Source organism: Bartonella sp. TT110JLCBS (assembly GCF_042193405.1).
GTDB lineage: Bacteria > Pseudomonadota > Alphaproteobacteria > Rhizobiales > Rhizobiaceae > Bartonella.
The window spans coordinates 1-11287 of record NZ_JBHILT010000019.1 but is presented as its reverse complement, the minus strand read 5'-3'; the positions used below and the strand labels follow the sequence as shown (position 1 = coordinate 11287).

Genomic DNA, 11287 nt, shown 5'->3' with positions numbered 1-11287 from the left:
TTCAAGAACAAGACACTTTACGGCATCTTTTCAAACCTAGATAAGACGCAAGCCGGCTTCACATTCCACTCAATAAATTAAAAGCCCCCTGCTTATAACCACACCCCCCACACACAATTGACAGTGCCTTTTTTGAAACTTAGCCATTACCATGGAAGCAACAGAGCGTCCAAAACTTGGCTCTTAAGATTGATGAAACAGCATTGGATTACACTCCACAAATGCGCAGGATTCAAAAGCGCGTGCAAGCTCTGTTAGACGAACAATCACCCCAAGCTCTTTAAAACCATTCAAGAACAAGACACTTTACGGCATCTTTTCAAACCTAGATAAGACGCAAGCCGGCTTCACATTCCACTCAATAAACTGCCCCTGCTTATAACCACACCCCCACACACAATTGACAGTGCCTTTTTTGAATTTGGACCTTTTTTGTATTGCAGGCAGCGTTCAAACATTTCCAATATACTTCCTTCAGAATTTCTCTCATAGCAAGAAAACGCTTCACGCTTGAGTCCTCTTCAGCCGTTTCTTCTTTTCACACCTTCCATCATGGATAAAAAAAATTTGTAAACACGATCCTCAAAAAATACTTTTTGAAAAAAGCTTAAAACATCGCTTAGCGCCTCTGATAAACTGTCATCATCTGTTTTTATTTTTAAACTTCAACCATAGCAGCACATACCGTATCGGCTCTCCTCCACCCCTCAAAGCTGATAAAACAGCCCTGAAATATGGCTTCACAAAGCAAAAACTTCAAAGAAGCAATATCAATTCAACAAACATCCTTGAATAAGAAATATTCCTTTCAAAACTCCTCCAAGCATTCCCACGAAACATAAAAATCAAGCATTGTCCCAAAAGAGCCAGTCAAGCCATTGCCAATAAACCGTTCTACGTCACTCAATCACCCACCCCCACTCATATTTTTTGCTTTTTTACTTTGAATAAGCCATCCATCATACAGCCATTTCGAGCAGCCACCAGCAAGGTTATAAAAACTCTCCTGAAATACTTTATGAAAAAGAAGAGAGCGAGGTTATTTTATCCCTAGCAGAAACTCTGAAATTGTTTTATATTAAGGAGGGTGTTCTGCGCTTCTCGACAGGAAATAACGTATTCCTGAGACCTTAATGATCTCCAAGGGAGCTGTCCCTGATCAAGCCCGTGGGCTTTTTCATATGGCGCCCACCTATTTGTATAGGTTCCCGGGATCAGCTTTTTCCATCGGCTGTTGTGGATCACCCTTTATTTGTATAACTTTTTTGCATAAAAATTTTTCCAGCTAAAATTGAGAGCATCCTTTTACATAAGACCAATGACGATACTCTCTTTTCAAGAAATAAAAATGACGAGGGGCTTTATTTTATAAAACAGACAACACTGACAAAATAATCCCCTCTGTGAATCTGCTTCATCCCTTCGCCCGCAAGCAGCGCAAGAGCGGTTTATCGCACCAAGATACCCCCTATAAAGAGCACACACTTTTTTCATGCTTTTTTTCATGAGTACAGCTCTTGTCCTAACAGAGATTTACAAAACGCCAACAATGGATAAAATGCCAACATCTTATTAAAACAATTGACGAGACAATGACACAAAATCCCCTCTGTGAATCTGCTTCATCCCTTCGCACACAGCAACGCAAAAGCGGTTTATCGCGTCGTGATGCTCTTTTAACAGAAGAGCGCGCACTCTTTTCGCAACGTGCTTGTTGCCACTTTATTGAATACCTTGAAAAGAAGGGAACCGATTTTTCATGCCTCATTTTAGCAGGCTATTGGCCCATTAAATCGGAAATTGACCCGCGTCCTTTACTGGATGCTGTAGCGTTACGCGGTGGACATTTAGCCTTACCAGCAGTTCTTGATTCCACCACCATGATTTTCCGTGCATTTTCGCCCAGCACGATTTTAGAGCCCATGCGTTTTGGCACCTTTGGTCCCAGTGCCGACAATGAGGTTGTTGTCCCCAATAATATTATTGTTCCGCTTTCTGCGTTTGATCGTCACTGTCACCGTCTTGGCTATGGAGGAGGATACTATGACCGTGCGGTTGAAGCTCTTGAAAAACAAGGGCATCAAATGACATTATGGGGCATAGGGTTTTCATGTCAGGAGGTTTCCTCTATTCCTCCGACAGAATATGATTTACAGTTACAGGGCATTTTTACAGAAAAAGGTTTCTTAAAATGTTAAAATGTGATTAAAGCGCCTATGCGGTTTTTATTTTTAGGTGACATTGTTGGTAACACGGGCTGTAAAGCTGTTTTTGAACACCTTCCTCAACTGATTGAGAAATGGCAGCTTGATTTTGTTGTGGTAAATGGTGAAAACGCCTCTGGTGGTTTTGGTCTTAAGCAAGAGACGTATCAAGATCTTTTGATGACCGGTGTTGATGTTGTCACCACAGGCAATCATGCTTTTTCTCACAAAGAAGCATTGCAATATGCCCATGAGAGTGATCGTTTTTTACGCCCTGCCAATTTTTCGAAAGAAACACCTGGAAGAGGTTCTGGTGTTTTTACGGCAAGAAATGGCGCCCGTGTTCTTGTCGCCAATCTGTTGGGCAGCGTATTTATGCCGTGCAAAGTAGAAGACCCGTTTGCAACAGCGGAAAATATTCTGCTTGCCTGTTCGTTGATGGAGCAAGCCGATACGATTATTTTTGACTTTCACGCAGAAACGACAAGCGAGAAGCAATGTTTTGGCCATTTTCTTGACGGTCGTGTGAGTGTTATCGTTGGCACCCATACGCATATTCCCACGGCTGACGCGCAAATCTTAGAAGGTGGGAGCGCCTATTTAACAGATGCAGGCATGTGTGGAGATTATAACTCCTCTCTTGGAATGGATAAAGAAGAACCCTTACACCGTTTTCTTTATAAGACGAAGCAAGACCGTTTTGAACCGGCGTGTGGAGAAGCCACCCTTTGTGGTTTAGCGGTTGAGATTTCAGATCGCACCGGTTTAGCAGAAAAGGTCTCAGCGGTACGGATTGGTCCTCATTTAAAGCCTGAAGTTCCGGATTTTTGGTAGCTTCTTTTAAGCCGCCCCTTTGATGATCGCTCTCCACTGTGCGCCCTTTGGATGATAGTTCTCCAATATTTTCTTTTGAGAACTCTATTTGGCAAGCCGATTTTTCCAGCCCTTCCCAAATCCCTACTAAAAACACCCCGCCCTCCAATTTGCCTAATACAGCAACTTTTCTAGCACAAATAAGTCACTCTTTTTAAAAGGATAAAAGATAAAGGATAAAAATTTTCGTGATTTTTAAAATGATGAGAAGGAGGTTTTATTTGGACATTTCTGCGGGGGGGGGGGAGGAGAAATGTTAACCCCCTTCTCTAGAAAAAGCTTTATATAATAATTTATTATTTAGCAAGAGCCTCTTTAATTTTTTTTTGATTCTAACGAAAATTTAATCTTAAAATTGCTTTCTTCTTTTTAGGTCTGAGCTCTCTAAAACTTTTCAAAAGGATATGCTCTTCTTTACTTGCGATCCCTTCATCACAGTAATACAAAGCATTTTCTTTTGTTGAGAGATCAGCGTAGAAAAAAGAAATGGGAACATTGAGAATATCAGCAATTTCTTGTAAACGCCCAGCTCCTATACGATTAGAGCCTTTTTCATATTTTTGGATTTGTTAAAAAGTCACACCTAACTGACTGCCTAATTTCTTTTGCGACATTCCGACCATTGTTCTTTTAAAGCGAATTTTTCTGCCTATCGAAATATCGTTAAAGTGTGGATTTTTAGCTTTCACTTCAAGCTCCCCTACCGGTTGCGAGCGCCTCTTATGCGTATTCCGAGAGTCTGACAGTACTGAGTTCAGTCAGCTTTTTTTGCTTTTAGTGCTCATCGCACTTGGACATGGCAAAAACTCCCAGAATCCTAGGAAACCCACAAGAGTAGGCTAATCTTATGTACTGAACTTTAGGGGTTTTGAATCCCTCTTGATCGCTGCGTAGACGACCAAAGTCACCCTTTAAGGTATAAAGGAATTGGAGAAGATTAGCAATAAAATTTAAAACAGTCTTTATTTGTATTTTTATAAGAGGCAGATAACCTCTCATTTTTGATTAAATTATGTGTGAACGAAGTGAGCTCTATTTATTGAAATAGGTATAAGATCATAATCAGGAGATGCTAGACGTAGTAAAAACCTTTCATAGGCATCATTAGCAAACAAGCAAAGAAATATCACGATGATACCCCCCAATGACCATTGCTGTTTGGTGTTCATAGGGTGCTGCTCCTGCCGTGTATCCGAAAAAAAGAAAAAATAGGAATAAAGCCAAGCCACCAGCAAAGAAGTTTAAGAAGGCAAAAACTGGTTTACGAATGAATAATAAAATAAGGAAGATTGCGTAAAGCAACCTTTTAAATATCACAGCCAATATTCTACGTATTGTTTTAAATATCCAAACGAATATTCTACGTGTTATGTTGAACACCCCACGCATTATAATTGATAAGATACTCTTTTTATGTCTTAATTTTTTTGGTGTTTGTATTCTTAGCAGAAAGATCGTTTATGACTCCCCCATTTTCAAGCCACTATATTATAAAATATGTATTATAAAAATGATTTATCTCTAATTATATCATCCAAAAATACAACAATACTTTATTCATTTTAACTAAAAACAAGTGCTTTATTAAGAAGAAAAGCTATTTTCATTAGCAAGAGCTGTTAAATCCTTACGTCTAAAATAGATAGAGCGTCCACAACGGATAGGGAGCTCTCCTTGCACGAGAATAATCTGTTCGTCTTTTCGCATTTCTTGTGTTATTTCATGTGGATATATTAAGGGTCTTTGTCGCAAACTTAAATGCTCTGTTCCTTCTATACCTGATGTTCCCAGAGTTATGCTTGAATCTTTCACTTCAATGGTCATTTGACCACATGCCTTAGATATATTTTCAGCAGTTTTAATATCTTTTATTGCGGCATAGCTTACAAAAGCACAATTTTCAAACCATGTCATAACGCCTAACGAACCGAAATAACGTTCTATTTGCTCTACAGACTCGTAAAAAAGCATGAGAGATATGCCATATTTGCGTCCACGATCACGTGCTTCTTCTAAAATGTTCATATATCTTAAAAGATCAGCATTATCTAAAATAAAGAGCGCTCTTTTTGCATAATTACCATTAGCAGCTTCCATAGCTCTGAGAAAAGAGCCAACAAGGACACGCCCAACACCTGGATAAGATTTTAAAATTTTTGAGGGGATATTAAAAAAAACATCGATATCTCCTTTTGTTATATCATTAGTTTTAAAGTTATAACCACTGATAAGATCTGCATAATTAGAGAGGGAAAGCCATTGTATATCTTTTGCAGCAGTAGAATAGACATCTGAGAAAGTTTGCGCCGCCATATTTGTAAAAACGCCAAGGGTTTCACGAATAAATTGGGATGGCGATGAAGCCTGTAAGGAACGCAATTTTCCAATCACAGACGGTTCTGGCATTGACATGATCGTATGAAGGGTTTTTAAATTTTTTTCCTGTAATGTGTATTCATCAGAAAAGACCACATGCGCAAGTATTCCTGTTAACAAATTATGTGCGTGTGATACAAAGAATTGGTCTGTCGAAGTTGATTTGTAGTTTTCAGAAAGAAGGAGTCTAGCAACTTCAACCACACCCGCTTCTCTTTCATAAAGGGGGAGATTTTCATCTAACAGCCAATCTAAAGGATTAAAAGTTTCTGTTAAAGAACCATGGGGGTCAAGAACGTATACTTTTCTGTTTGACAGCTGCCTTGTTTTTTTTACCATTGGAGCGATTTCAGTTGAAGGGTCAAAAACGACCAGTGGACCGGAATATTTGAGACAAGTTGGAATAACATTACTGGTTGTTTTATAACCACCAGAACCAGCAAAAAATAACATATGGGTTGAATCAAAATTAAGTTTGTATGTCAACAATGGCTGTCTACCACCTTTTCCCCATGTTGTTTTGTCTTTAGGATTAAAAGGGACATCTTTAACAATATCTTTGTCGACTCTATAGCGCTCTCCTATGACGACTTCACCATCACGAGGAAAAATCTCTTCAATCTTTTTCATACTCATCCATTGAACACCACCAAAGATCGTATTTTTTGAAATTTTCAAAGGTGAAGCTTTAGGTAATGATAGTTTTATCGTGTAACCAAGGATAACAATGCCAACAATAACACCCCCTAAAACCATCCTATCAAAGAAAGGAAAAACATCCGCCCATGTCATATTATTTTGACCTACATAGGGACTAAGTCTGATATATTCATTTGCACTATAATAAGTTGCAAACAAACCAAAGATGATCATGGATGAAATAATGATATTTTTTCTGGTATGCCTTTTTTGTAATAAGATGAATGAAGAACATGAAAGTGCAATAAGGATTAAAATATCCAGTGGCTTTGATCTTACAAACCAATAAGCATCAGGCGTCGTTCCATTTTCTGTAATGTTATTGATGGTTATATTGACCAAAAAAGCTACAATGATTGAAAAGATGAGTGGCAATGCTAAAAATATAATCTGTTTTTTGTCTAATTTATTGACCATTTTCCCCCCTGCATACCAGAAAAAGCTTCTCTTCCTATTTTTTCGAAATTTTTGAATTTTTATCAAGTTTTGAAATGTAAAGCAAACCATCTTAAGATGAAAGACTTATCTGCCTCTCTAAGACGGGCTTTTATAAAAAGCTCCCCTAAGCTAATTTTTTCAAAGTTTCTTTGATGCTTCACGCGCTATTTTAATTTCTTATTTAACTCTTTTACGACACTGTATATGCTTCTTAACAGAAAAAAACCAATAACAATACGCATTAGTGTTCACTGAAAAAAAGCGCGGTTTATCATGTTGTGCCGTAAAACATTGTTGTTTAGAGCCGTGATATAAGGCATGTAAAACTTTCCATATTAAGTATTTTTAGAGTGTGTAATAAATGGGCATGGCTTGCCCCGTAACGCCCTTTTTAAAGTGAACCACATGAATGGGTCAGGAGTAGGTCACCCCCCCCCCAACAGAATCCGGACTGTTTACAGAGCAGCCTTTAAGTCAGGAATATGCATCCTTTAGAGCGTAGAGCGGGAGGAAATCAAACACAAAATTGCTTTCTGTTTTTGAGGTTTGAGCTCTCTAAAACTTTTCAAAAGGATGTGCTCTTCTTTACTTGCGATCCCTTCATCACAGCAATACAAGGCATTTTCTTTTGTCGAGAGATCCGTATAGAAAAAAGAAATGGGAACATTAAGAATATCAGCAATTTCTTGTAAACGCCCAGCTCCTATACGATTAGAGCCTTTTTCATATTTTTGGATTTGTTGAAAAGTCACCCCTAACTGACTGCCTAATTTCTTTTGCGACATTCCAAGCATTGTTCTTTTAAAGCGAATTTTTCTGCCTATCGAAATATCGTTAAAGTGTGGATTTTTAGCTTTCACTTCAAGCTCCCCTGCCGGTTGCGAGCGCCCTCGCATTGGTATTCCGGGAGTCTGAAAGTACTGAGTTCAGTCAGCTTTTTTTGCTTTTAGTGCTCATCGCACCTGGACATGGCAAAAACTCCCGGAATCCCGGGATACCTACAAAAGTAGGCTAATCTTATGTACTGAACTTTAGGGCTTTCAGACCCTACTGATCGCTGCGTAGACGACCAAAGTTACCCTTTAAGGTATAAAGCAATTTCAGGAAATTAGCAATAAAATTTAAAAACAGTCTTTATTTTATGAGCTCCACCCCCGCCTCTCAAACTCTTATGCTCGCTCGTAAAAACCATGAGATAAAACCCACGTTTATTGAGAGAATTAACAACCCTTTATTTTTGAGATCAAGCCTCCCAAAAGCACACCTAACAACATATCACCCCCTCCCAAAGCCATTTTTGAGAGACATCTTACAGATTTACACTGTGATACGTTGGATTTTTGCGCCACAACGAGCCGATTTTTCTTCTAATCTCTCAAATCCACGATCAAGATGATAAACACGATTGACGATTGTTTCTCCCTTTGCTGCCAATGTAACAAGAGTAAGAGGGCTGCAATCACAAGAGAAACAACAAGCACGCAAATCCGTCGCCATGATGAGGCCCCCCTTGCAAATTCTCTGTTCCATGAGATGCGTTGCTCTCTCGCCCATCAAGCTTTATTTGCGCCCTCAAGCGATTGAGTTCTTGAACATGCATAAAACGATTTTCGAAAACCGTCTCTGTAATATGCGCGATTCCTTCAGCCCGTGTCATGAAAGCATGCCGCCCACACAACAGCCAACCCCCAAGCAACCTCTCAAAGCCATTCTTTGGAGCATATCTTTGAAAGCTTTACACTGTGATGCGTTGGATTTTTGCGCCACAACGAGCCAATTTTTCTTCTAATCTCTCAAATCCACGATCAAGGTGATAAACACGATTGACGATTGTTTCTCCCTTTGCCGCCAATGCCGCAATTACAAGAGAAACAGAAGCGCGCAAATCCGTCGCCATAACGGGAGCCCCTTGCAAATTCTCTGTTCCATAAACGGTTGCCGTCTGCCCATCAAGCTTTATCTGTGCTCCTAAGCGATTGAGTTCTTGAACATGCATAAAACGATTTTCGAAAACCGTCTCTGTAATATGCGCGATTCCTTCAGCCCGTGTCATGAGCGCCATGAATTGTGCTTGGAGATCCGTTGGAAAAGCAGGATAAGGTCCTGTTTTAATATCAACGGGCATAATTTTGGTGTTCTTTGGATTTCTCTTAACATGAATTCCATGAGGTTCTATTTGAATCTCGAGTCCTGTTTTTTGGAGAACTTTAAGCACTTTTGTGAGATGATTAGGATTTGCATTTTTAAGAAAGACATCTCCTCCCGTCATAGCAACAGCCATTGCATATGTTCCCGCTTCGATTCGATCAGCAATAACGCGTACTCTAGCACCGCTGAGTTTTTTCACCCCTTCAATTGTAAGTGTTGTTGTTCCTTCACCGGTTATTTGAGCCCCCATAGCATTCAGGGTTCGAATAAGGTTTGTCACTTCTGGCTCACAAGCCGCATTTTCAAGAACGGTTGTCCCCTTTGCCATTGTCGCCGCCATCAGCATCACATGGGTTCCACCAACAGTGACTTTAGGAAAGCGATAGTGAGCACCTTTTAACCCCTTTAGCGCTTTTGCATGAACATATCCATTTTCGATAGTAATCTGTGCGCTTAAAGTTTTCAGTCCTTCAAGGATAAAATCGACAGGTCGTGTTCCGATAGCACATCCTCCAGGAAGTGAAACATAAGCTTCTGCGCATCGTGCAAGCAGAGGTCCGATAACCCAAAAGCTTGCACGCATTTTTTTCACCAGTTCGTATGGCGCCCGTATTGTGGCTATTTTTTGCGCCGTAAAATGAATTGTTCTTGAATTCACACACTCATCGTTAAACTCTTGTCCATCAACAGCATATCCCACACCATGATTATTGAGAATACGAATAAGCAATTCGACATCGGCCAGATGCGGAATATTTTCTAAAGTGAGTGTTTCTTCAGTAAGCAGCGCTGCAATCATAAGAGGCAATGCAGCATTTTTTGCCCCAGAAATAGGAATTGTTCCTTGAAGTTTTTTTCCCCCAACAATTTGAATAGAATCCATTGTGTTTTCCCTCTTTTCCTTTGTGCCTGCCCTTCCAAAGGATTATCCCCCTTCGGGAAGTTATGCTTTATTAATCGTTTTAGAACGCATTCTAACTATGAGAACAAATTATTGAGAAGTTTGGTTGCAAAAATTTACTAAAAAACATTTTTTTTGCATTTTAGAACTTTTTGCATTTTAGAGTTCTGTTTGTGCTCTTTTACGACTTTGCTCTTTTCGACGTTTCAGGTTTTGACGCAATTGTTGTGCCAATCTTTCTTGACGTCGTTTTGCTTTTTCATCTTGATGATTAATTTCATTTTGTTTTTGTTTTTGATACATTTGTGTCATTGCGCAACCTTTTAAACAGTGTTGAGCTTCTATCAAGCAACTCATAACCTTAAATATTTAAGCATATAAGAAACATATGTCATGACATAAGATACGTTTTCTTGCAAGAATATACAAATGTTCTCTTGCCTATTTTCTGACAATATGGCACAAGACAGCGCAAAGATTGAAAAGGGCTGCGGTAGCTCAGTGGTAGAGCACTCCCTTGGTAAGGGAGAGGTCGAGAGTTCAATCCTCTCTCGCAGCACCATTTTATTTTTCTTTATTTTTCTTCTTTCCTCTTCTCTTTTCCACCATCCTCCATCAGCTTTATCAAATCCTCCATTCTTTAAACCATGGGTTTCAATGGCTTTCAAAACCAATGGCTTTCAAAATCAAGAGCCTCAATGACACGCTTAATTTCCAAAATACTTTGCGAACGGCTTTTGAAATTGACACACCCCAAAGAATATCCCCCACCCATTGCCTCTCTCTCTCCTTGCTTCTCCCTCTTTCCTTGCTTCTCCCTCTCTTTCCTTTCTGTAAGATTTTCCCTATCCTTCTCTTTACCAAGCCTCACTATTGCAACAGCTCTTGTCACTTGAGACGATATAGGCATTTTTATTTTTTCAATATTTTATTTCTTGAATATTTTTCCCCCACAAGCTCACCCTGTTTGTAATATGCAAACAAACGATTTTACTTGATTCAATATAAGAACGTTTGAATAAGAGGACTAAGAACATCTCACACCATTCTGGGCTCTCATTACAATTCAAATTGAATCTCAATAATGAATTATTATAAACTCATTGTTTGAATACATTCCGTTGATACCTTTAGCCGCCTCCAACCCCATAATCTTATCTTTCCAGCCCCTCCTCTCAACGCCTTTCCCATTCTCCCCGCCCCTTAACAAAAGCAAAAACCAAACAGCCCCCCCCTCAATAAAGCTTTCAAGAAGCCACCCCACGCTCTCATATGGCAAAAATCCCATATACCAAACATCTCATATACCAGGCATCCCCATATACCAGGCATCCTATATACCAGCTATATAACAGACATCCCATATGCCAGAAAATTGATAGCCCGCCGTTTCAAAGAAGATCCCTCATTGCCAACTTTATACACTATGATTTTCCACGTGCTCTAAGTCTCCCTCTTTCAACATGCATCTTTTTTACACGAATACTTTGATTGATACGGATAGCGTTATTCCTCTTGCATAAGAGCCCCAAGAGCGAAAAGCTCTCTCCCTCTGTTCTATTGAAATCAATCACCCCTCTTCGCTTAAAGTTCACAAACAGAAAGATCCGTATGGCGTGAAACTTTCCAAGAAAAGCATGCCTTTTAT

7 protein-coding genes, 1 tRNA gene, 1 other RNA gene and 2 pseudogenes are annotated in these 11287 nt (G+C 39.5%); 4 read left to right on the top strand and 7 right to left on the bottom strand.

Features of this window, described 5'->3' with window-relative positions:
- Positions 1-1086: 1086 nt before the first annotated feature.
- From ssrS to ACFILW_RS07650, 3 genes are all read left to right on the top strand, one after another.
- A non-coding RNA gene (ssrS, locus tag ACFILW_RS07660) (6S RNA) lies at positions 1087-1247 on the top strand.
- A gap of 345 nt (positions 1248-1592) precedes the next feature.
- Positions 1593-2198: a 5-formyltetrahydrofolate cyclo-ligase gene (locus ACFILW_RS07655; protein ID WP_375646237.1), complete on the top strand. Its 606-nt coding sequence runs from the start codon at positions 1593-1595 to the stop codon at positions 2196-2198.
- 18 nt (positions 2199-2216) lie between these two features.
- Entirely contained in the window at positions 2217-3038 is an 822-nt protein-coding gene (locus ACFILW_RS07650; protein WP_375646235.1) for a TIGR00282 family metallophosphoesterase, read from the top strand.
- 371 nt (positions 3039-3409) lie between these two features.
- On the opposite strand, the pseudogene ACFILW_RS07645 reads toward ACFILW_RS07650, so the two are convergent.
- From ACFILW_RS07645 to ACFILW_RS07620, 6 genes and pseudogenes are all read right to left on the bottom strand, one after another.
- Positions 3410-3766, bottom strand: a pseudogene (locus tag ACFILW_RS07645) (helix-turn-helix domain-containing protein).
- Positions 3767-4661: 895 nt separating this feature from the next.
- Positions 4662-6569, bottom strand: coding sequence for a Ti-type conjugative transfer system protein TraG (traG, locus tag ACFILW_RS07640; protein WP_375685462.1), 1908 nt, complete (start codon positions 6567-6569; stop codon positions 4662-4664).
- A 512-nt stretch (positions 6570-7081) separates the two neighbouring features.
- Positions 7082-7486 (bottom strand): helix-turn-helix domain-containing protein, encoded by a 405-nt coding sequence (locus tag ACFILW_RS07635; protein WP_375685461.1) that lies wholly within the window; start codon positions 7484-7486, stop codon positions 7082-7084.
- A gap of 421 nt (positions 7487-7907) precedes the next feature.
- Positions 7908-8253: pseudogene (locus tag ACFILW_RS07630) on the bottom strand (UDP-N-acetylglucosamine 1-carboxyvinyltransferase); the annotation flags it as partial.
- Between the two features lie 72 nt (positions 8254-8325).
- Positions 8326-9621: a UDP-N-acetylglucosamine 1-carboxyvinyltransferase gene (gene murA, locus ACFILW_RS07625; RefSeq protein WP_375622774.1), complete on the bottom strand. Its 1296-nt coding sequence runs from the start codon at positions 9619-9621 to the stop codon at positions 8326-8328.
- 177 nt (positions 9622-9798) lie between these two features.
- Positions 9799-9951, bottom strand: coding sequence for a hypothetical protein (locus ACFILW_RS07620; protein WP_375622776.1), 153 nt, complete (start codon positions 9949-9951; stop codon positions 9799-9801).
- 175 nt (positions 9952-10126) lie between these two features.
- Between ACFILW_RS07620 and ACFILW_RS07615 the strand changes: the two genes are divergently transcribed.
- A tRNA-Thr gene (locus ACFILW_RS07615) sits at positions 10127-10201 on the top strand.
- Between the two features lie 102 nt (positions 10202-10303).
- Here the strand turns inward: ACFILW_RS07615 and ACFILW_RS07610 are convergent.
- Positions 10304-10549 carry a hypothetical protein gene (locus tag ACFILW_RS07610; RefSeq protein WP_375685460.1) on the bottom strand — a complete coding sequence of 82 codons (246 nt, stop codon included), beginning with the start codon at positions 10547-10549 and terminating at the stop codon, positions 10304-10306.
- Positions 10550-11287: the final 738 nt, after the last annotated feature.

What these genes read in the sequence shown, in the direction of transcription:
- ACFILW_RS07655 (WP_375646237.1), top strand. Translation starts at nt 1,593, where the DNA reads ATGACACAAAATCCCCTCTGTGAATCTGCTTCATCCCTTCGCACACAG.
- ACFILW_RS07650 (WP_375646235.1), top strand. Translation starts at nt 2,217, where the DNA reads ATGCGGTTTTTATTTTTAGGTGACATTGTTGGTAACACGGGCTGTAAA.
- traG (WP_375685462.1), bottom strand. Translation starts at nt 6,569, where the DNA reads ATGGTCAATAAATTAGACAAAAAACAGATTATATTTTTAGCATTGCCA.
- ACFILW_RS07635 (WP_375685461.1), bottom strand. Translation starts at nt 7,486, where the DNA reads ATGCGAGGGCGCTCGCAACCGGCAGGGGAGCTTGAAGTGAAAGCTAAA.
- murA (WP_375622774.1), bottom strand. Translation starts at nt 9,621, where the DNA reads ATGGATTCTATTCAAATTGTTGGGGGAAAAAAACTTCAAGGAACAATT.
- ACFILW_RS07620 (WP_375622776.1), bottom strand. Translation starts at nt 9,951, where the DNA reads ATGACACAAATGTATCAAAAACAAAAACAAAATGAAATTAATCATCAA.
- ACFILW_RS07610 (WP_375685460.1), bottom strand. Translation starts at nt 10,549, where the DNA reads ATGCCTATATCGTCTCAAGTGACAAGAGCTGTTGCAATAGTGAGGCTT.